This window comes from Caballeronia grimmiae (assembly GCF_000698555.1).
GTDB lineage: Bacteria > Pseudomonadota > Gammaproteobacteria > Burkholderiales > Burkholderiaceae > Caballeronia > Caballeronia grimmiae.
The window spans coordinates 36,333-55,853 of record NZ_JFHE01000038.1 but is presented as its reverse complement, the minus strand read 5'-3'; the positions used below and the strand labels follow the sequence as shown (position 1 = coordinate 55,853).

Genomic DNA, 19,521 nt, shown 5'->3' with positions numbered 1-19,521 from the left:
GCCGGACATCGTCCACGCGCACGACTGGCACGCGGGCCTCGCGCCGGCCTATCTGCGCGCATTCCAGCGCGACGGCGCACCGCATGTCGCGAGCGTGATGACCGTGCACAACCTCGCCTATCAGGGCGTGTTCCCCGCGTCGGAATTCGGCGTGCTCCAGTTGCCGGGCGACTTCTACGCCGTCGACGGCCTCGAATTCTACGGCCACGTTTCCTTTTTGAAGGCGGGGCTGTTCTACGCGGACCGCATCACCACGGTCAGCCCGACCTACGCCCGCGAAATTCAGACGCAAGCGCACGGCGCGGGACTGCACGGCCTTTTGCAGACGCGCACTCACGATATCAGCGGCATCCTGAACGGCGTCGACTATACGATCTGGAGTCCGTCGATCGACGAGGCCATTGCCGCGCGCTATACCGCCGCGAAGCCCGCCGCCAAGAGCAAGTGCAAGACGGCGCTGCAGGAACGCGTGGGCCTCGCGCGCGACGACGACGCCCTGCTGTTCGGCGTCGTCAGCCGGCTGACCGAACAGAAGGGGCTCGACCTGCTGCTGTCGGCGGTGCCGGACATCGTGCAGCGCGGCGGACAGCTCGTCGTGCTCGGCACCGGCGATCCGGCGCTCGAAACCGGCATGAAGAACGCAGCGGCGGCGCATCCCGGCGCGGTCGCGGTCGTGCTGGGTTTCGACGAAACGCTCTCGCATTCGATCATCGCGGGCAGCGACGTCGTCATGGTGCCCTCGCGCTTCGAGCCTTGCGGGCTCACGCAGCTCTATGCGCTCGCCTACGGATCGCTGCCGCTGGTGCATCGCGTGGGCGGGCTCGCGGACACGGTCGCCGACTGCTCGCTGGAAAATCTCGCGGACGGGCTCGCGACCGGCTTCGTATTCGAGCATTTCGACCGTGCGGGCATCGTCGCCGCGATCCGCCGGGCTTTCGCGCTCAAGGGACGCCGCACCGAGTGGAAAGCGGTCGTCAAGCGCGCGATGACGCAGAACTTCGGCTGGGAATCGGCGGCGCTGCGCTACGCGGAGGTGTATCAGGGACTGCTCGCGCCGTGATGCGGGCGCGTCCCTTGCTCGCCAGCCCATTATTCACACGACAGCAGGGACATCCATGCAAAAAGCTCTCGCAGGCCAGATCGCGCTCGTGACGGGCGCAAGTTCGGGTATCGGCGCGGGCGTCGCGAAGGCGCTCGCCGAAGCGGGCGCGCACGTCACCATCAACTATCACTCGCACGCGGAGCCTGCCGAAAAGCTCGCCGACGAGATCGCGTCGCTTGGCGGCGAAGCGCTGCCGGTCGCCGCCGATGTTTCCGACGAAGACGACGTCGACGCGATGTTCAAGGCCGTCGTCGATCGCTTCGGCACCGTCGATATCGTGGTCGCGAACTCGGGCTTGCAGCAGGACGCGGCCTTCGCCGACATGACGCTCGCCGATTGGCGCAAGGTCATCGATACGAATCTCACCGGTCAGTTCCTGACGGCGCAGCGCGCGGTGCGCGAGTTTCAGCGACGCGGACCGCGCCCGGTCTCGAAGGCGCTTGGCAAGATCATCTGCATGAGTTCCGTGCATGAAGTAATTCCGTGGGCGGGCCATGTGAACTACGCGGCGTCGAAAGGCGGCATTCAGATGCTGATGAAATCGCTCGCGCAGGAAGTCGCGCCGCAGCGCATTCGCGTGAACTCGATTGCGCCCGGCGCGATCCGCACGCCGATCAACCAGGACGCGTGGGCATCGAAGGAAGCGATGGACCGGCTGCTGACGCTCGTGCCATACGGACGCATCGGCGAAGTGGACGATATCGGGCGCGCGGCGGTGTGGCTGGCTTCCGACGAGAGCGATTACGTCGTCGGCACCACGCTTTTTGTCGATGGCGGGATGACGCTTTATCCCGGCTTCGCGGACAACGGCTGACATGCGGCCGAACGGGAACGGCGGTCTCATGCAAACAATCGAAGTCGATGTCGCCGTGATCGGCGCGGGCACGGCCGGCATGGCCGCATTTCGCGCAGCGCGCGATGCGGGCGCGAAAGCCGTGTTGATCGAAGGCGGCGAACTCGGGACGACGTGCGCGCGGGTCGGCTGCATGCCGTCGAAACTCTTGCTCGCCGCTGCCAACGGCCTGCACGACGCACGCGCGCTCGAACCGCGCGGCATCGGCGGCGGCGATGCGCTTCAGGCCGATTCCGCTCGCGTAATGGATTACGTGCGGCGCGAGCGGGATCACTTCGTGAGCGGCGTCATCGAGGAAACGCGGGACTTTCCGGAAGGATCACTGTTGCGCGGTCAGGCGCGGTTCGAATCGCCGGGATGCCTGATGGTCGGCGCGAACACGCGCGTCGATGGGAAGCGTGTCGTCATTGCGACGGGCGCATCGCCCAGCATCCCCGACGAGCTGAGAGTGTTCGGCGACAAGCTCATCACGAGCGACGATCTCTTCGAACTGCGCTCGCTGCCGAAGCGCATTGCGGTGTTCGGCGCGGGGCCGCTCGCGCTCGAACTGGGGCAAGCCCTGTCGCGGCTGTCGGTCGACGTCTTCATGTTCGGCAAGGGCGGCAGTGTCGCGGCGCTGTCGGACACGCCGGTGCGCGATGCGCTCACCGCCGCGCTCCAGAGCGAGTTCTACTTCGACCCCGACGCGAAGATCGACGAGATGTCGCTCGAAGACGGTCAGCCGACGTTGCGCTTCACCTCGCCCGATGGCGCGAAGCGCACCGAACGCTTCGACCTCGTGCTGGCCGCGACGGGCCGTGCGCCGAATCTGAAGCCGCTCGCGCTGGATAAAGCGGGCATCGAACTGAACGACAAAGGCGTGCCGCTGTTCGACGAAACCACGATGCAATGCGGCGAGAGCGCCATCTTCATCGCGGGCGATTGCGACGGCACGCGTCCGTGGCTCCACGACGCCGCCGACGAAGGCAAGCTCGCCGGTGACAACGCCGCGCGTTTTCCCGACGTGCAGGCGGTCAAGCGCAAGGTGCCGTTCTCGATCGTGTTCTGCGAGCCGCAGGCGGTGGTCGTCGGCGCATCGTACGACAGTCTCGACACGCAGATGACCGTGACCGGCGAGGCATCGTTCGAAACGCAGGGCCGCAGCCGCGTGATGCGGCAGAATCGCGGCCTGCTGCACGTCTATGCGGATGCGAAGACCGGCACGCTGCGCGGCGCGCAAGGCTGCGGTCCGGCGATGGAGCACCTGGGCCATCTGCTCGCGTGGGCGATTCAACTGGAACTGACGCTCGATGACGCGCTCAAGCTGCCGTTCTATCACCCGGTGGTGGAGGAAGGCTTGCGCACGGCGCTGAAGGACGCCGACAAGAAGTGCTACGAGGAGCGCGCGGAAACGCCGCCCGGACTGCCAAGCGCGGCGGGTTGCTAAACCGCGCATTCAACGAAAAAGGCCGGCTGCAAAGCCGGCCTTTGTCATTGCGATGCAACCGCAGTCGATCAACTTCCGCCCAAGCCATATTGCAGTGCAAGGTCGAAGCCGAGCACGACCAGCGAGCAGAACAGACCGAGCGACAGATTCGCCAGCCGGTGGCCGACGTCCTTGTGCCGCGTCAGCACGGCGCCCGCCAGAAACGCGATTTCGACAATCACCTGCATGGCGAACACCGCGATCATCAACGCGAACTCATAGCCCATCGCGCTGAAGTTGGTGAAGTTGAAGCCATTCACCGCGACCCACGATCCCACTCGCCACGCTTCGTATGCCAATAAGAGCAACGGAAAGAAATAGCTGGCGACATAAGTCGGCACGGTGGCGTGCCGCAATTCCATGTTCAAGTGACGTGTGACTTGCATCGCGTACTCCTCATCTGATCGCCCGAAAGGCCGGGCTTTTCGCCTGCATCGGTGACACGCGTGAAGCCGTTTAGCGAGACGCTTAATTCAACGGCACACGCGCGTCGTGCTTTCAGAATAGGACATTTTTTGGGAAAGCGAATCATCGTATTCCCGATCAGTTCGACCACTAAGGCAGAGCGCGACGCGTTGTGCAGTGCAGCTTAATAAAACAGCTATTTATGAGCCTTTATTCTGCACGCACGTGCGTGCGAACTATTGCTTCCCGTATAGCTTGATAATGCCCGAAAAATCGAGTCCGCCCAGTCCTTGCTGGCTCATTGATTGATATAACTGCTGCGCCAAGGCCCCCATGAAAACCGGCTGTTTTGCGCCGCGCGCCGCATCGACGGCAAGACCGAGGTCCTTCAGCATCAGGTCCGCGCCGAAGCCGCCGCTATAGCCGCGCGATGCCGGCGCTGTTTCGACGACGCCCGGATACGGATTGCACGTGTCGGCGCTCCAGCATCGCCCCGTCGAGGTGTTGATAATGTTCGCCAGCTTCGCCGGATCGATGCCGAGCGTTTCGCCGAGCTGCATCGCTTCGGCAACGCCGATCATCGAGACCGCGAGCAGCAGGTTGTTGCATATCTTCGCGATCTGCCCGGTCCCGATTTCGCCGCAGCGCACCATGTTTTTGCCCATGCCGGAGAGCACCGGACGCAGCGTTTCGAACAGCGCCTCGTCCGCGCCGACCATAAAAGTCAGCGTGCCCGCCTGCGCGCCGACGACGCCGCCCGACACCGGCGCATCCGCGAACGGATTGCCGTGCGCAGCGGCCGCTTCGCCGATGAGCTTCGCCGTCGCGGGATCGATCGTGCTGCTGTCGATGAGCGGCACGCCCGCGCTCACGCCCGCGAGCACGCCGTCGTCGTTCAGATAGACCGCCTTCACGTGCTGCGCGGCGGGCAGCATCGTGATGACGGCTTCGGCGCCTTCCGCCGCCGCACGCGGCGACGCGGCGAGCGTTGCGCCCGCGGCTTTCGCAGCATCGAGCGCGGGCGCCGACAGATCGAAGGCGGTCACCGCATGACCCGCTTTCAGCAAATTCGCAGCCATCGGGCCGCCCATGTGACCGAGGCCAACAAAACCGATTTGCATTGCCATCCTCCTGTCTTTATCGCAGCGCGATTGTCGTGTTGACGCCATCGTTCACCGTGGCGTCGTCGAACCAGCGCGCCGTCACCGTCTTGGTCTGCGTGTAGAACTGCACGACCTGCTTGCCGTACGGGCCGAGATCGCCGAGCTTCGAGCCGCGTGAGCCGGTAAAGCTGAACGACGGCACCGGCACCGGAATCGGAATGTTGATGCCGACCTGGCCGATGTCGATCTCGCTCTGGAACTTGCGCGCCGCCGCGCCGCTTTGCGTGAAGAGGCCGACGCCGTTGCCCATCGGATTGCGATTGACGAGCGCGATGGCGTCGTCGAGCGTGGCCGCTTCGAGCACGCACAGCACCGGCCCGAAGATCTCCGTCTTGTAGATGCTCATGTCGGTCGTGACGCCGGAAAAGATCGTCGGGCCGATGAAGTTGCCGTTCTCATAGCCCGGCACCTTGACGCCGCGTCCGTCGAGCGCGAGTGTCGCGCCCTCTTCCACGCCCTTGTCGATGAGCCCGAGGATGCGCTCCTGCGCCGCCCGCGACACGACCGGTCCCAGGTCCGCGCCCGGCTCCGCGCCCGCGTTCACCTTGAGCCCGCGCGCCCGCTCGACGAGTTCCGGCAGCCATTGGTTCGACGCGCCCACCAGCACGACAGCCGACGTCGCCATGCAGCGCTGGCCCGCCGCGCCGAAGCCCGCGCCCGCCAGCGCGTTGAGCGTCTGCTCCTTGTTGGCGTCGGGGAGCACGACGGCGTGATTCTTCGCGCCCATCATCGACTGGACGCGCTTGCCGTGCTGGCTGGCGAGGTTATAGACGTGCGTGCCGACGGCCGTCGAGCCGACGAACGATATCGCCTTGATGTCGGGATGCGTGCACAGCGCATCGACGACATCCTTTCCGCCGTGCACGACATTGAGCACGCCCGGCGGAATGCCCGCTTCCATCGCGAGTTCCACGAGTTCCATTGTCGAAAGCGGGTCTTGCTCGGACGGCTTCAGGACGAACGTGTTGCCGCACACGATCGCCATCGGGAACATCCAGAGCGGGATCATCGCGGGGAAGTTGAAGGGCGTGATGCCCGCGCAGACGCCGATCGGCTGACGCAGCGTGTACGTATCGACGCCGCCCGCGACGTTCTCCGCGAATTCGCCCTGTTGCAGCGTGCTGATCGAGCATGCGTGCTCGACCACTTCGAGCCCGCGGAAGATGTCGCCCTCGGCGTCCGCGAGCGTCTTGCCCTGCTCGGCGGTCAGCGTCTGTGCGATCCGCTTCATGTTCTGCCGGATCAGGTCCTGAAGGCGCAGCATGATCCGCATCCGCGTGCCGAGCGGCGTCGTGCGCCACGTCTGAAACGCCTTTTGCGCGGCGGCGACGGCCGCGTTCACTTCGTCGGCGGTCGCGAACGGCACGCGGCCGACGACTTCCTGCGTCGCCGGATTGACGATATCGCGCCACTTGCTCGTTTTCGAATCGACGAACTCGCCGTCGATCAGCAGCTTGGCGGTGCGCACGGACGCGCGCTGCGCCGGTTGTTCAGCAACGGTGTTCACGGATGTCTCCTTGGTCGGATTATCGGAATGCTCGACCCCCTGAGTATAGTGAGGCAACCGTCCTTCACGGCACTAGAGCAACACCCGATCGATACGGCGACGCCCGCCTTTGGGCCGTTGCGCTCCACTTGCCGCACGCCGGGGCCAGGCTCCATCGCCCGTTCACCCTTTTTGACGTTGTTATCGCGGTCAAGTGTTTTAATGCCGCTTTCCGACGATGCATCGCACATCGTCACAAGACGTCAACAACCAGCTCCGTATTATTTTGATTCGCTATCCCGAACAAACGCCGATGCATCGCGCGATTCGTCACGAATCCTGCTTCGATCAACCTCGTCAACCGACTGCCGCCCGCTGATGTCGTTCGTCATCTGGTCCAGGCGGTCGATGTCCAGCCAGCGCGTTCGCTTCGTCGAAGCGCGCACCGCGCGCACCATCGCCGTCATCGCGCTGATTGCGCTTTTGGTCGCGGCGCTTGCGCTCGGCATCGTCATCGGCACGATGTTCGCCCGCACGCATCTCGGCGAAAAGCAGGCGCTCGCAGCGCGGCGTTCATTCGAGATCGAGCAGCTTGGCCGCATCGACGCCGATCTCAGCTCGCTTGCTCCGCGCGTCGCGGCGCTGTCGGCGCAAGTGGGCGAACTGCGCGACTTCGACAGCCGGCTGAAGGGGTCGCCGGGCAGCGGCGCGGCGTCAGGCGTGCACGACGTTCCGCCGCTGCCCGACAGCGAGGAATCCGCGACGGCGCTCGACGGCTCCGGCGGCCCCGAACTGCCGCCGCGCCTGTGCAATGCGGATCGCGCGAGCGTCGGCACGCCGGCGCAGAGGCTCAAGCGCGCCGAAAAGATGGTCGGATGTCTCGACGACACCCTTTCGCAACTGCAAAGGCAGACGCTCGCGCACTACACGGCGTACATGGCGTTTCCGGGCCGCGATCCCGCACCCGGCTCTCGCTACGGCTCGCCTTATGGCAACCGCGTCGATCCGTTCACGGGCCACGTGAGCTTTCATCCGGGCCTCGACATGGTCGCGCCGACTGGCACGGCCATTTATGCCAGCGCAGGCGGCCGTGTGGTTCTGGCGGGCGAGCGCAACGGCTACGGTAACGCGATCGATATCCGTCATGCGAACGGCGTCGTCACACGCTACGGCCATGCATCGCGCTTGCTGGTCAAGGAAGGCCAGTTCGTGATGCCCGGCGATGAAATCGCCGAAGTCGGATCGACGGGCCGCTCGACCGGGCCGCATCTGCACTTCGAAGTGATCGTCGGCGGCGCGCAACTCGATCCGAAGCCCTATCTCTCGCTTTTCAGGCCCAAGCCCCATGCGCAAAGCTGATTCCAAACGCGCGTCGCTGAAGCTCACGCAGCATAGCTATTCGCTGACGCCGAAGCGCAACGCCGCCTACGTGCCCGGCATCATCGCCGCGATCTGCGCGGCCGGCGCGCTCGTGGCGGCGGGCTTCGCGCTCAAGAATTCGCAGGACCAGTCGCGCAAGCTCGACGTGCTGTGCGCGCCGCCCGTCGCCGAACAGGAACTGCGCGAGCAACTGACGCACGCGCAATTCGCGCTCGAACAGGAAGCCGCCACCCGCACCGCGCTCGAGCAGCGGGTGGCGCAAGGCACCGAGCAGATCGAACGACTGCAGACGGACCTCGCCTTCCTCAGGAAGCAACGCTGATTCATCCGGACGACACAGCCACGCCGCGCGGCGTGGCTGTTTGAAGCAACCTTTATCGCATCGCAAGGACTCGCCATGTTTTCATCGAAGAAAGACCCCCACGGCGTCAAGCCGGCCAAGCTCTCCACGCTCATCGCACATAACGTGCATATTTCGGGCGACCTCGAATTCAGCGAAGGGCTGCGCATGGACGGTCAGGTGACCGGCAACGTCACCGGCCGCCCCGGCGACGAGTCGCTTCTCGTCATCAGCGATCAGGGCGCGATTCACGGCAACGTGAGCGCATACGATGTCATCATCAACGGCCGCGTCGTCGGCGACGTGATGGTCGCGCATTTCGTCGAGCTGCAACCGAACGCGCACGTCCACGGCAATATCTACTATCAAAAGCTGCGCATGGATGTCGGCGCGACGGTCGAGGGCAAGCTGACCAAGCTCGACTCGATGCAATCGGGCCCCGCCGCACTGCCCGCTTCCGAAGTCGTGCCCGCGCTCGACTACTCGCCGAACTGAACGAGGCTGTACGCATTCGGTATCCGCGCGGGACGCCAAGGCCCGTTATACAAGCCAATCCGCTAAGATTCGAACGATGACGAAGCCGCACGCTCGCGCCCGCCGGGCATGAGGCGCACGGCTCATTACATCGAGTTAACAAGGGCGCCCCATGCTGGTCAATTGCGCGGCTTATCAGAACGGCCGAAAACTGGCAGACGTCGATATCGACGACATCAACGCGTATCGTGACCTGCCCGACTCTTTCATCTGGGTCGCATTGAAGGAACCCGGGCCGGGCGAACTCGCGCATATGGCGCATCAGTTCGGCCTGCATGAACTGGCGGTCGAAGATGCGCAACACGGGCATCAGCGGCCGAAGATCGAGGAATACGGCGATTCGCTCTTTGCCGTGTTCCACACCGTCGAGTTCGATGAAGAAGGCGAACTGCTCGTCGGCGAGATCAATGTGTTCGTCGGACGGAACTACGTGATCTCGGTGCGCAATCGCACGACGCAAGGCTTTCAGGAAGTGCGCAAGCGCTGCGAGCGCGAGCCGCAATTGCTCAAGCACGGCCCGGCCTTCGTGATGTACGCGCTGCTGGATGCCGTCGTCGACCGCTATTTCCCGATTCTGGAGACGCTCGGCGCAGATCTCGACGAAGTGGAAGAGCGCATCTTCGAGCACAACGGTTCGGCGGCGTCGCGGGAGATCATCGAGGATCTTTATTCGCTCAAGCGCCGCATGACGCTCATGCAGCATCACACCGCGCCTTTGCTCGAAGCCGTCAGCAAGCTGTACGGCGGCCGGCCGCCCGGCGTATGCGCGGGCATGCAGGACTACTTCCGCGACGTGTACGACCACTTGCTGCGCATCGTGAAGACCATCGAAGGCCGCCGGGAAATGATCGTCACGGCGATTCAGGTGAATCTCGGTCTGATCGCGCTCGCCGAAAGCGAGGTGACGAAGCGCCTCGGCTCGTTCGCTGCGCTGTTCGCCGTCCCTACGATGATCGCCGGCATCTACGGCATGAACTTTCATCGCATACCGGAACTGGACTGGACGTACGGCTATCCGACGTGCATCGCGGTCATGCTGATCGTCGATGTCCTGCTTTATCTGCGCTTCAAGAGGGCAGGTTGGTTATAATGGCGCCTGCGATGTGAAGTCTGCATCGAATAACGATCATTCATAGGGCGTCGCGCGGGAACTTTTGCGCGGTGTCGTCTGTCTAATCGGACATGTTTGCTGAAAGCCCGGAGCCTTGCATTTCGGCTCGCAGGCCGCAACTAGTAGCAACGGCGGACACATCACTCCTGCAGTCACGCATCACACCGCACGTTGGCAGCCGTGCCGTCGCCTGACCCTCACGTCGGGCGATTCCCGCGCCAATGTCGCCGTCCCGGTCATGCCGGCCAGCGTTCCCCGTCTTCCGGCGAGCGCAGTCGTTCCGGCCTATGCCGTCAAGCTCAAGACGAGCCTGAATCGAGACGTGGCGCGCTCGCCGTTCGAGCGTGCCGGACTACGCTTTACATCGCTTCTGACGCATTGCAGCGACGATGCCTTCTGGCGCGGCCGTTCATGCCTCCATCCGCGAATCGGCGTTGTGTGCCTGAGAAAGAGCGCGCGATTGCGCCGACGCGGGCAACGGATGTGTGCATCAGGCAAGCGCATCACCTTACAAACTCATAACTGGAGCTCACATGGCGAAAGAAGAACTCATCGAACTCGATGGCATCGTTGACGAAGTCCTCCCCGACAGCCGCTATCGCGTGACGCTCGACAACGGCGTTGTCGTCGGCGCGTACGCATCGGGCCGCATGCGGAAGAACCACATTCGTATTCTGGCGGGCGATCGCGTCACGCTGGAACTGTCCGTGTACGACCTGACGAAAGGCCGCATCAACTTCCGTCACAAAGACGAACGTGCAAGCGGCGGCGCGGCACGCGCACCGATGCGCCGGCGCTAAAGCAACCGGCGTGTGTCAATAGCGTCCACCGCTGATCCGAAGGCTGCGTCAAAGCCCTTGATCCGCGGCGGGCGGCGCCCCTGTTTTACCCTCGCGCCGACAGCAGCGCGTTGATTCCCACCGCAAATCCATCGGCGTCGTTCGTCGCCGATACCAGGCTCGCGCGGCGCTGCACGCCTTCCGACGCCTGCCCCATCGCAATCGATACCCCCGCTATCTCGAACATCGCGATGTCGTTGCTCATGTCGCCGAGCACGGCCACGCGTTCGAGCGGCACGTTCTTGCGACGCGCCAGTTCGCGCACCGCTTCGCCCTTGTTGGCCAGCACGTGCGTGATGTCGAGGTAATAGCTCTGCGAGCGCGCCGCGTTCGCGCGTCCTTCGAGCCGCGTTTGCAATTGCTGCTCGACACGTTCGAGCAGCGGCGCATCGGCGGTCGAGCCGACGATCTTGTCGACCGCATCCAGATCCACGTCATCGAAACGCTGCACGAGCACGCCGTCGTAACCGACCGTGCGACGCTCGCGCGGCACGTATGCGCCCTCCGCATTCGTCAGATACCACACGTCGCCGACGAACACCCACGCATCGACGCCCGCCGCCGCGAGCGCTTCGAGCGAGGTTTGCACCGCGTCGCGCGGCAGCTTGTGGGCGGCGAGCACTTCGCGCGTGCGCGGATCGACGAGATTGCCGCCGTTGTACGACGCGTAAGGCATGTCGACGGCAAGCGTCTCGACGATATGCCGCATTCCCGCACCCGGCCGGCTGCTCGCCACGGTGAACGCGACGCCCGCTTCGTGCAGGCGGCGCACGGCGTCCTTCGCGGCGTCGCTGATCGACTTGTCGGTATGAAGCAGCGTGCCGTCGCAATCGGATACGACGAGTTCCACGTGCGCAAGCGCCTCGAAGGCGGCCGCGCCGTCGCCGTCGACGCTATGCAAACCGTATTGGCCTTTGGCGTTCATGAGAGCGCTCCTTCGCGCTGATTGAAGTGAGGCAGTTGACGGGTCTCGCGAACCGAACGCGGATGCCACAGCTTCGCGCCGCCTTCGATGCCCGCCGCGTTGGACACGACCGCGACGTTCGGCGGCAAGTCGAACTTCAGATGCGCGGCGTTTCCGCCGCCGATCCACAGCTTGTCGTAGTTCGCGAGCGTCGCCAGTATGCCGATGGTCTTCTCGACGCGCCGGTTCCAGCGCTTGTTGCCCGCCTTCTCGCGCGCCGCATTGCCGATGTATTCGTCGTAAGTCCGGCCCTTCGAGACCGGATGATGCGCAAGCTCCAGATGCGGCATCAGTTCGCCGTCGCGAAAGAGCGCGGTGCCCGCGCCCGTGCCAAGCGTCAGCACCATTTCGATGCCGCTGCCTTCGATCGCAGCGAGGCCCTGCATCTCCGCATCGTTGATCATCCGCGCGGGCACGCCGCCAAGACGCGCGGCGATCATGTCCGCGAGCGGCACCCGATACCAGTATTCGTTGCCGAGATTCGGCGCAGTGAGCACGACGTTGTCGCGCACGACGCCGGGAAAGCCGATCGAAAGATGCGTCGGCGGCTCCGCGATGATCGGCTCGATGAGCGTCATCAGCGTATCGACGACGGCATCGGGCGTGGCGGGCCTGGGCGTCGGCACCCGCACGCGCTCGCTTTTCATCTCGCCGTCTTCGGCGAGAACCGCCGCCTTCAACCCCGTGCCGCCGATGTCGATGGCGAGGATACGGTCAGCCTTCGGCGCGCCCTTGGCGGTGGAAACGCGCGTCCTGTGCTTCGTTTTGGATTCCGTGCTCACGCTGCTTGTCCTCGTTCGAAAGAGAATTACTTCTTGACGATGGCATCGGTCAGCGGACGCCACGCGCGGCCATCGGCGGCGAGCAGCTGGTCCGCCGCTTCCGGGCCCGCGCTGCCCGACGCATAGCCATGCACGGGCAATTCGGCATCCGGATGCAGCACGCGATCCACCGCCGCCCACGCCGTCTCGATGCTGTCGGCGCGCTGAAACAGCGTCGGGTCGCCGAGCATGCAGTCGTACAGCAGCGTCTCGTAGCCGACATTCGCGCTCGCGGCGAAGAAATCGCTGTAGTCGAACGCCGATCGGACCGCGCCGACCTGCATCAGCGGGCCGGGGATCTTCACGTTGAAATCGAAGCTCGTGCCGTGCGCCGGATCGATACGAAGCGTGTAAACATTAGGCGTTAGCGCATCGACCGGAGTATCGCGGAAAAGGCGAAACGGCACAGCTTTCAATTGCACCGATATCTCCGTGCGCCGCTCCGTCAGCCGCTTGCCGGTGCGCAGATAGAACGGCACGCCCGCCCATCGCCAGTTCTCGACATAAACGCGCGCCGCCGCGTAGGTCTCGGTGCGGCTGTCCTTCGCGACGCCCGGCTCATCCCGATACGCGCGGCCGGCGGGCCCGGCTTCGTACTGGCCGAGCACGACATCGTTCGCGGTCAGCGGCTTGATCGCATCGAATACGTCGGCTTTCTTGTCGCGCACGCTTTCGGCATCGAAGGAATTCGGCGGCTCCATCGCGACCATGCCGAGCAACTGGAACAGATGGTTCGGCAACATGTCGCGAAATGCGCCCGTCTGCTCGTAGAAGCTGCCGCGCCCTTCCACGCCGATGGTTTCCGCCGCCGTGATCTGCACGTGGTCGATGTACTCGCGCCGCCAGACAGGCTCGAACATCGCATTGGCGAAGCGCACCGCGAGAATGCTCTGCACGGTGTCCTTGCCGAGAAAATGATCGATGCGATACACCTGCGATTCGTCCGCATGCGCGAGGATGCAGCGGTTCAGTTCCTTCGCGGAGGCGAGGTCCGTGCCGAACGGCTTCTCGATCACGATCCGCCTGAACGCGCCGTCCTTCTGCTCCAGCAAGCCTGTGCGCCCGAGCCGCTCGGCAATCGGCGCGAAGAAGCGCGCGCTCACGGCGAGATAAAACACGACATTGCCGCTCTTTTGCTGCGCGAGCCGTTCCTTGAGGCGCGTGAAGGTTTCGTCTTCGGCGAACTCGCCCGAGAAGTATTCGAGCTTTTGCGCGATGCGGTTCCACGCGTCCTCATTCAACTCGGACGTGTGAAAGGTGCTCGCCTTGTCGGCGGCGAACTTGCGCAGCGCCTGCGTCAGTTCATCGCGCCATTGCGCGGTTTCCCGCTCACCATGATTGACGCCGATGATCTGCATGTCGTCGTCGAGCAAGCCCTGGGCGGACAGGTTGTAGAGCGCGGGCATCAGCAGCCGCTTCGTGAGATCGCCTGCGGCGCCGAAGATGACCAGCGTGCACGCGGGCGCGCGCTTCGCCGATGTGCTCGAATCGCTCGACTGCTTTGCGTCATTTGACATGACCTGAAATCCTTATCCGTTGGGCTGAAGCTGGAAAGACCCTCGCCGATGCGGCACAGTTCAATTCGACGCGGCGTCTTTCGGCGCATGCGCTTCTTTGTATGCTTTTTGTAATTTCTCGCCTTTCGTGTCGTAAAATGTCCGCGCTGACGACGACGCGTCGCGCCTTCACCGCTTACTCACATGAATGCAACCGACACATCCATCGATTTGTCCGCTTACTTCGCGCGCATCGGCTATCGCGACGCACAACGTCCCGCGCCGACGCTCCACACACTGCGCGCGTTGCATCTGCTTCATCCTCAGGCGATCCCTTTCGAGAATCTCGACGTGCTGCTCGGGCGTCCGGTGCGGCTCGATCTGGCGTCGTTGCAGCGTAAGCTCGTGACCGACCGGCGCGGCGGCTACTGCTACGAACACAATCTGCTTTTCCGCAGCGTACTCGAAGCGCTGGGTTTTCGCGTCAGAAGCTACGCGGCGCGCGTGCTGTGGGGCCGCACCGATGCCGCGATGCCGCCGCGTTCGCACATGCTGCTGGTCGTCGAACTGGACGAAGGCGCGTTCGTCACCGATGTCGGCTTCGGCGGCATGACGCTGTCCGCGCCGCTCGCGCTCGCAAGCGGGCTCGAACAGATCACGCCTCACGGCGCGTTTCGCCTGGAGAGCATCGAGCCCGACGCGCGGCTGCCGCATTACCGGCTGGATGCGCTGATCCAAGGCAAGTGGACGCCGGTTTATCGCTTCGACTTCGATCCGCAATACGACATCGACTACGAGATGTCGAACCACTTCGTCTCGACCTTTCCGCAGTCGATCTTCGTGCATAACCTGCTCGCCGCGCGCCTGGCGCCGGGCCGCCGCTACGGCCTGTTCAACCAGCGCTTCTCCTCGCACGACGATCACGAAGGCACCACGCATCGCGAGGCGTCCGGCGTGGCGGACCTGCGCCGCACGTTGAGCGGAGAAATCGGCATTCATCTGCCGGATGCGCCCGATTGCGCGAACCCCGTTTCTTCCGCCGACCTGGACGCCGCGCTCGCACGGCTCTTCACGCCTCCATCAACCGATCCGGCCTGATCACACGAGACCGCACACACCCGATGTTCAGAAAAAAAACGACCGGCGGCCGCGAGTTTCATACGCATCACCGCAGCACGATGCTCGGAAGCCGCTTGCCCGCCTGGCGCTCGCGGCTCGTCTTCGCTGGCGTGACGGCCGCGTTTCTCGCGCTCGCCGGACGTGCGATGTGGGTGCAAGTGGTCGATCGCGAGTTCTATATCGGCGAAGGACAGAAGCGCTATCAACGCACGCTCGCGCTCGCGGCGACACGCGGGCGCATCGTCGACCGGCATGGCGCGATGCTCGCCGTGAGCCTGTCCACGTACGAGGTCTGGGCGAATCCGAAACGATTCGACGGCGCGCGCACCGACGACATCGCCCGCCTCCTCGACATGCCGCCGCGCGAGCTGACGCGGCGTCTCGGCACCGATCGCAGCTTCGTGCTGCTCAAGCGGCAGGTGGAAGCGCAAGCCGCCGAGCACATCGCAGAGATGGGGCGCGCGGGTGTGACGCTCGTGCCGGACACCAAACGCTTCTATCCCGAAGGCGAATCGGCGGCGCATGTCGTCGGCTTCACGGATAACGAGGACAAAGGTCAGGAAGGCGTCGAACTGGCCGCCGATGCGCGTCTCGCCGGCGAAGCGGGCCAGCGCGAAGTCATTCGCGACCGGCTGGGGCGCGTCGTCTCGCAGATCGGCGAAACGGACCTGCCGCAGAACGGCGAGACGATTCAACTGACCATCGACCGGCGCATTCAGCAGCTTGCGCATTCGCAACTGAAGATGGCGATCGCGAAGCATCGGGCGCGTGCGGGCAGCGTCGTCGTGCTCGATGCGAAGAACGGCGAAGTGCTCGCGCTCGCCAACTATCCGAGTTTCGATCCGAACGACCGCAGCCGGCTCACCGGCGAGCAGTTGCGCAATCGCGCGCTGACGGACACGTTCGAACCCGGCTCGACCATCAAGCCGCTGGTCGCGGCGCTGTCCATCGACCTCGGCAAAGTGCGGCCGGATACGCGCATCGACACGAGCCCCGGCACCATGAAGATCGGCCCGAACGTGATTCACGATACGTCGAATCACGGCGTCATCACCGTGTCGGAAGCCGTACAGATGTCGAGCAATGTCGCGCTGACGAAGCTCGCGCTGCAACTGCCCGCGCAGACCATCTGGGACAAGTATCGCGAATACGGCATCGGGCGCGCGCCGGAACTCACGTTTCCCGGCGCGGCGACGGGGCGGCTGCGCTCGCCCGAGCGATGGAAGCCGATCGAACAGGCGACGATGGCGTACGGCTACGGCCTTTCGCTCTCGCTGCTGCAAATCGCGCAGCTCTACACGCCCTATGCCGGCGACGGGCGCTTCCACGCGGCGACGCTCATTCATGGCGAGAAACGGCGCGAGAGCGTGCCTGTCATGAAGCCCGCGACGGCGGCCGCCGTGCGCAACATGCTCGAAATGGCGATGGGCCCGAACGGCACCGGACGCGCCGCCGCAGTCGAAGGCTATCGCGTGGGCGGCAAGACCGGCACCGCGCGCAAGCAGGTCGGGCGGTCGTATGCGGCGAACAAGTACCGCGCGTCGTTCGTCGGCATCGCGCCGATGAGCGATCCGCGCGTGATCGTCGCGGTGATGATTGACGAGCCGTCCGGCGGCACGTATTACGGCGGAACGGTCGCGGGGCCGGTCTTCTCGGGTATCGTCGGCGCGACGCTGCCGCTGCTCGGCATCCCGCCGGACGCATGAGGCGCCGATAGAGCGCCGATGCAGCGGCAAGGAAGCGCGGGCGCGCAGGTTGCTGCGCTACTTGTCCGAACTGTAAAGGCGCTGTGCTCTAATCACGTGATCGCCTGAACCCACGATAACGGGAAGACCATGAAAAAACTCGCCGCGGCCCTCGCGCTGCCCATGCTCCTCGCCGCTTGCGGCCGCTTTTATAACGCCGATGCAGGCCAGCCGGAAGTCGATACCGCATCGACGGAAAACAAGGTCAACAGCATCGTTCAATGCATCGCCGGCGAAGCGAAGAAGCACGACGCCACATTCAAGCAGACCGCGATTCCGCAAGGCGCGATGCTCGAATTCGGCGATTCGAACGTCATCAAGGTCCGTTACGACAACGGCCAGACGGTTTATCGCTTCTATCCGGGCGAGCGCCACGCATCGAACCTGTGGCTCGAAGGCGCGGGCAAGAAATGCGCGCCGTGACGCGCGGAGCCTGAAGCCTCATGCGCTCGACCAAAGCCATCAACGCCGTCGAACGGCTCAAGACCCGCAGCGGCAATCCGCACTATGCGGCCGTCAGCATGCCGGGCGGCTACTTCTATCTCATCGAACGTTCGGCGGAAGGCTCGAACAAGCTCAGCGAGCCGCTGCCGATGGACGACTTCATCGCATTCGTCAACGCGCGCGAACCGGCCAGGCCGCGCAAGGTCAGCAAGCTCGACCAGGCGATGGAAGCGCAAATCGGACGCAGCGGGAAGCGCGCGGGCGGGCCGTCGTCGGACGAAGACGCGTAGTCCCTTGCATCGCGTGTGGCGCGTCGCAGCATCGAAAGCCGGGCGTCGCCCGTGTCGAGTGTGCGTTGACAGACGGAGCCATACGGGGCTCGTTGCGTACATTTCGTTCAACGGTCGTACCTTTGATCGACAAAGATTCAAAGAAGCACAACGGTCACGATCGTGAAGATAACGAGCAAGGGCCGCTCACGACGATTCAGCAGAAATCGCGCGGGCGAAACGGGGTGCCGGCTGGCGTAACGACGAAGAGCGTGCGCCGCGCGGCTGAGAGGAAGACCAGCGATGAAGAAGAAAAAAAGCGAGGCCACGGGCAGCCTGTTGCCCTCGGCTTTGGCGGATGTCGAACTTCAGCATATCGAACGCGCGGTCGCGCAGCTTCGCACGATGAACAATCAGTCGCCCGGCACGCTCAACGTCGAATACTGGCGTGAACGGCTCACGGCCGTCGTCAACGGCTATGCGCTCGTGCCGGCGCAGACGCAGCGCATCGAGGCGTTGCGCATCGCGCTCGACGCCATGCAAAGCACGCCACGCGACGGCGGAAGCCGCAAAAGGACGACCAACAGGCTTTGGGCGAAAGCGGCCTGACAACCGCTTTCGCCACTCGCGCCGCGGGCGCGATCCCCGGTCGTCTTGCGCGGGGCATACCGCGCGTGCTTGCAATACCCGGCGGGCGAATCGGCCTCAGGCATCGTTCGTGCTCGATATGAAACTCCTTAGAGCCACGCCTGGAGGCGCCATGTCAGTATCGTCACATCGAATCGCCGCCACTCTTTTCGCGTGCGCTGCCGCTGCATTCGGCACGACCAGCCACGCCCAGATCACGCAGCCTGCCGGTTCCGATCAGCAGGAAAACCGCACCTCGGATTCGACCACCCGGGCTAATCCATCGGGAACGGTGGTGCATGAATCGCAGCGTCCGCAATCGAAGGATGCCGCCGGCAAGGCGCGCGGCGCGACCGTCGGCAAGGAACACAAGACCGACGGCGCGGGCGGATTCAACAACGGCCTGTACGGCACGGGCGCGGGCAACAACAAGTAGCCCGCGTCGCATCGCAGCGCGCGGGCCGTCCTTGTGTTCAGTCCGCGTGCCGCGCCGTCCCGTTGATCTCCGGCGCGATGGCGCCGTGATTGACGATCGCCACCAGCGACACGCCGCCGATCACATTGCCGATGAACGTCGGCACGAGGAACACGAGGAAGTAGTCCGATACGCTGGCCGCGCCGGTCATCACCGCATACGCCGATTCGACCGATCCCGCGATCACGTGCGACAGCTTGCTCACGGCGACCGTGTAGGTCACGAGCAGGATCGTGAGAAGACGTGCGGAACGCGCGCTCGGCAGCAGCCACACCATCAGCGCGATCAGCCAGCCGGCGAACATCGCGCGCACGACGGTCACGCCGAATTCACCTGACAGCGGCACCTTCGATACCTTCATGAGCGATTCGATCACGTCCGGCGAGAACACGCCGGGGATCTGCAGCAGGCCCGCGAAAATCACCGTGCCGACGAGGTTGAAGAACAGCACGATGCCCCACAGCCGGAACGTCTTTCCGAGCGTCTTCAGGTCGCGCCGCGTCAGCACCGGCAGAACCGCCGTCAACGTGCTTTCGGTGAAAAGCTGCTGGCGTCCGAGGATCACGAAGACGAAGCCGATCGTATAGCCGAAGCTCGCGATCAGGCTGCGCCAGCTCGTATCGGGCAGTTCGCTTTCGAGGATCGACTGGACGAGAAACGAGAAGCCCATCGAGAGGCCGGCGGCGAGCGCGGACCACATGAGGGCCGCGAAGGTGCGCTCCATCGCGGCCTCGCCCTCTTCGCGCACAATCTCGTGAATCACGAGTGCGCGCGGCGTCGAGTGCTCGGCCGCCTGTTCGCGTTCGGCGTCGTCGAGGTGCGGTGAGTCTTGTCCCGCGGACGGGTCCTTGTCCAGCTCTGCCATGATTGTTCTCCGTGTAGG

21 protein-coding genes are annotated in these 19,521 nt (G+C 64.4%); 14 read left to right on the top strand and 7 right to left on the bottom strand.

Annotation, left to right across the window (positions count from 1 at the left end):
• From glgA to BG57_RS25510, 3 genes are all read left to right on the top strand, one after another.
• A partial coding sequence (gene glgA / locus BG57_RS25520; protein ID WP_035969376.1) for a glycogen synthase GlgA occupies positions 1-1,060 on the top strand: 1,060 nt, incomplete at its 5' end.
• A gap of 55 nt (positions 1,061-1,115) precedes the next feature.
• Complete coding sequence (locus tag BG57_RS25515; RefSeq protein ID WP_035969374.1) at positions 1,116-1,916, top strand: SDR family oxidoreductase; 801 nt, start codon at positions 1,116-1,118, stop codon at positions 1,914-1,916.
• Between the two features lie 28 nt (positions 1,917-1,944).
• A complete protein-coding gene (locus tag BG57_RS25510; protein WP_035969414.1) occupies positions 1,945-3,381 on the top strand; it encodes a dihydrolipoyl dehydrogenase in 1,437 nt (478 codons plus the stop codon).
• A gap of 68 nt (positions 3,382-3,449) precedes the next feature.
• Here the strand turns inward: BG57_RS25510 and BG57_RS25505 are convergent, their stop codons facing one another.
• From BG57_RS25505 to BG57_RS25495, 3 genes are all read right to left on the bottom strand, one after another.
• Positions 3,450-3,806, bottom strand: a complete 357-nt coding sequence (locus BG57_RS25505) for a hypothetical protein (RefSeq protein ID WP_035969373.1) — start codon at positions 3,804-3,806, stop codon at positions 3,450-3,452.
• 255 nt (positions 3,807-4,061) lie between these two features.
• The gene (gene mmsB, locus BG57_RS25500; RefSeq protein ID WP_035969370.1) at positions 4,062-4,946 is read right to left on the bottom strand and encodes a 3-hydroxyisobutyrate dehydrogenase; all 885 of its coding nucleotides are present in this window, start codon (positions 4,944-4,946) and stop codon (positions 4,062-4,064) included.
• A 16-nt stretch (positions 4,947-4,962) separates the two neighbouring features.
• Positions 4,963-6,495, bottom strand: coding sequence for a CoA-acylating methylmalonate-semialdehyde dehydrogenase (locus tag BG57_RS25495; RefSeq protein ID WP_035969412.1), 1,533 nt, complete (start codon positions 6,493-6,495; stop codon positions 4,963-4,965).
• 387 nt (positions 6,496-6,882) lie between these two features.
• Here BG57_RS25495 and BG57_RS25490 point away from each other — a divergent pair, with 387 nt between their 5' ends.
• The 5 genes from BG57_RS25490 (at position 6,883) to infA (ending at position 10,639) form a co-directional block, all read left to right on the top strand.
• Complete coding sequence (locus BG57_RS25490; protein ID WP_152562698.1) at positions 6,883-7,833, top strand: M23 family metallopeptidase; 951 nt, start codon at positions 6,883-6,885, stop codon at positions 7,831-7,833.
• On the top strand, positions 7,820-8,176 hold the full coding sequence (locus BG57_RS25485) for a hypothetical protein (protein WP_035969368.1): 357 nt from the start codon (positions 7,820-7,822) through the stop codon (positions 8,174-8,176). The genes BG57_RS25490 and BG57_RS25485 overlap by 14 nt, the downstream gene beginning before the upstream one ends.
• Before the next feature lie 75 nt (positions 8,177-8,251).
• Entirely contained in the window at positions 8,252-8,689 is a 438-nt protein-coding gene (locus BG57_RS25480) for a bactofilin family protein (RefSeq protein ID WP_035969367.1), read from the top strand.
• Between the two features lie 151 nt (positions 8,690-8,840).
• Positions 8,841-9,818 (top strand): magnesium/cobalt transporter CorA, encoded by a 978-nt coding sequence (gene corA, locus BG57_RS25475; RefSeq protein ID WP_035969366.1) that lies wholly within the window; start codon positions 8,841-8,843, stop codon positions 9,816-9,818.
• A gap of 554 nt (positions 9,819-10,372) precedes the next feature.
• On the top strand, positions 10,373-10,639 hold the full coding sequence (gene infA, locus BG57_RS25470) for a translation initiation factor IF-1 (RefSeq protein ID WP_035969364.1): 267 nt from the start codon (positions 10,373-10,375) through the stop codon (positions 10,637-10,639).
• A gap of 85 nt (positions 10,640-10,724) precedes the next feature.
• Here the strand turns inward: infA and BG57_RS25465 are convergent, their stop codons facing one another.
• From BG57_RS25465 to zwf, 3 genes are read right to left on the bottom strand one after another with little or no spacing between them, the layout of a single operon-like run.
• Entirely contained in the window at positions 10,725-11,603 is an 879-nt protein-coding gene (locus BG57_RS25465; protein WP_035969358.1) for a Cof-type HAD-IIB family hydrolase, read from the bottom strand.
• A complete protein-coding gene (locus BG57_RS25460; RefSeq protein ID WP_035969356.1) occupies positions 11,600-12,424 on the bottom strand; it encodes an ROK family protein in 825 nt (274 codons plus the stop codon). The genes BG57_RS25465 and BG57_RS25460 overlap by 4 nt, the downstream gene beginning before the upstream one ends.
• A gap of 26 nt (positions 12,425-12,450) precedes the next feature.
• Entirely contained in the window at positions 12,451-13,980 is a 1,530-nt protein-coding gene (zwf, locus tag BG57_RS25455; protein ID WP_035969352.1) for a glucose-6-phosphate dehydrogenase, read from the bottom strand.
• 183 nt (positions 13,981-14,163) lie between these two features.
• Here zwf and BG57_RS25450 point away from each other — a divergent pair, with 183 nt between their 5' ends.
• From BG57_RS25450 to BG57_RS25425, 6 genes are all read left to right on the top strand, one after another.
• A complete protein-coding gene (locus tag BG57_RS25450; protein ID WP_035969351.1) occupies positions 14,164-15,057 on the top strand; it encodes an arylamine N-acetyltransferase family protein in 894 nt (297 codons plus the stop codon).
• A gap of 23 nt (positions 15,058-15,080) precedes the next feature.
• Positions 15,081-16,784, top strand: coding sequence for a peptidoglycan D,D-transpeptidase FtsI family protein (locus BG57_RS25445; protein ID WP_035969350.1), 1,704 nt, complete (start codon positions 15,081-15,083; stop codon positions 16,782-16,784).
• 129 nt (positions 16,785-16,913) lie between these two features.
• On the top strand, positions 16,914-17,246 hold the full coding sequence (locus BG57_RS25440; RefSeq protein WP_035969346.1) for a hypothetical protein: 333 nt from the start codon (positions 16,914-16,916) through the stop codon (positions 17,244-17,246).
• Between the two features lie 20 nt (positions 17,247-17,266).
• The gene (locus BG57_RS25435) at positions 17,267-17,557 is read left to right on the top strand and encodes a hypothetical protein (protein ID WP_035969343.1); all 291 of its coding nucleotides are present in this window, start codon (positions 17,267-17,269) and stop codon (positions 17,555-17,557) included.
• 282 nt (positions 17,558-17,839) lie between these two features.
• Positions 17,840-18,145: a hypothetical protein gene (locus BG57_RS25430; RefSeq protein WP_035969340.1), complete on the top strand. Its 306-nt coding sequence runs from the start codon at positions 17,840-17,842 to the stop codon at positions 18,143-18,145.
• Positions 18,146-18,296: 151 nt separating this feature from the next.
• Positions 18,297-18,599, top strand: coding sequence for a hypothetical protein (locus BG57_RS25425; protein ID WP_035969337.1), 303 nt, complete (start codon positions 18,297-18,299; stop codon positions 18,597-18,599).
• Positions 18,600-18,636: 37 nt separating this feature from the next.
• Here BG57_RS25425 and BG57_RS25420 read toward each other — a convergent pair whose 3' ends face one another.
• The gene (locus BG57_RS25420) at positions 18,637-19,503 is read right to left on the bottom strand and encodes a formate/nitrite transporter family protein (RefSeq protein ID WP_035969335.1); all 867 of its coding nucleotides are present in this window, start codon (positions 19,501-19,503) and stop codon (positions 18,637-18,639) included.
• Positions 19,504-19,521: the final 18 nt, after the last annotated feature.

Bases quoted from the DNA above. Each gene is read 5' to 3' on its own strand.
- BG57_RS25515 (WP_035969374.1), top strand. From the start codon at position 1,116: ATGCAAAAAGCTCTCGCAGGCCAGATCGCGCTCGTGACGGGCGCAAGT.
- BG57_RS25510 (WP_035969414.1), top strand. From the start codon at position 1,945: ATGCAAACAATCGAAGTCGATGTCGCCGTGATCGGCGCGGGCACGGCC.
- BG57_RS25505 (WP_035969373.1), bottom strand. From the start codon at position 3,806: ATGCAAGTCACACGTCACTTGAACATGGAATTGCGGCACGCCACCGTG.
- mmsB (WP_035969370.1), bottom strand. From the start codon at position 4,946: ATGCAAATCGGTTTTGTTGGCCTCGGTCACATGGGCGGCCCGATGGCT.
- BG57_RS25490 (WP_152562698.1), top strand. From the start codon at position 6,883: ATGTCCAGCCAGCGCGTTCGCTTCGTCGAAGCGCGCACCGCGCGCACC.
- BG57_RS25485 (WP_035969368.1), top strand. From the start codon at position 7,820: ATGCGCAAAGCTGATTCCAAACGCGCGTCGCTGAAGCTCACGCAGCAT.
- BG57_RS25480 (WP_035969367.1), top strand. From the start codon at position 8,252: ATGTTTTCATCGAAGAAAGACCCCCACGGCGTCAAGCCGGCCAAGCTC.
- corA (WP_035969366.1), top strand. From the start codon at position 8,841: ATGCTGGTCAATTGCGCGGCTTATCAGAACGGCCGAAAACTGGCAGAC.
- infA (WP_035969364.1), top strand. From the start codon at position 10,373: ATGGCGAAAGAAGAACTCATCGAACTCGATGGCATCGTTGACGAAGTC.
- BG57_RS25465 (WP_035969358.1), bottom strand. From the start codon at position 11,603: ATGAACGCCAAAGGCCAATACGGTTTGCATAGCGTCGACGGCGACGGC.
- zwf (WP_035969352.1), bottom strand. From the start codon at position 13,980: ATGTCAAATGACGCAAAGCAGTCGAGCGATTCGAGCACATCGGCGAAG.
- BG57_RS25450 (WP_035969351.1), top strand. From the start codon at position 14,164: ATGAATGCAACCGACACATCCATCGATTTGTCCGCTTACTTCGCGCGC.
- BG57_RS25445 (WP_035969350.1), top strand. From the start codon at position 15,081: ATGTTCAGAAAAAAAACGACCGGCGGCCGCGAGTTTCATACGCATCAC.
- BG57_RS25440 (WP_035969346.1), top strand. From the start codon at position 16,914: ATGAAAAAACTCGCCGCGGCCCTCGCGCTGCCCATGCTCCTCGCCGCT.
- BG57_RS25435 (WP_035969343.1), top strand. From the start codon at position 17,267: ATGCGCTCGACCAAAGCCATCAACGCCGTCGAACGGCTCAAGACCCGC.
- BG57_RS25430 (WP_035969340.1), top strand. From the start codon at position 17,840: ATGAAGAAGAAAAAAAGCGAGGCCACGGGCAGCCTGTTGCCCTCGGCT.
- BG57_RS25425 (WP_035969337.1), top strand. From the start codon at position 18,297: ATGTCAGTATCGTCACATCGAATCGCCGCCACTCTTTTCGCGTGCGCT.
- BG57_RS25420 (WP_035969335.1), bottom strand. From the start codon at position 19,503: ATGGCAGAGCTGGACAAGGACCCGTCCGCGGGACAAGACTCACCGCAC.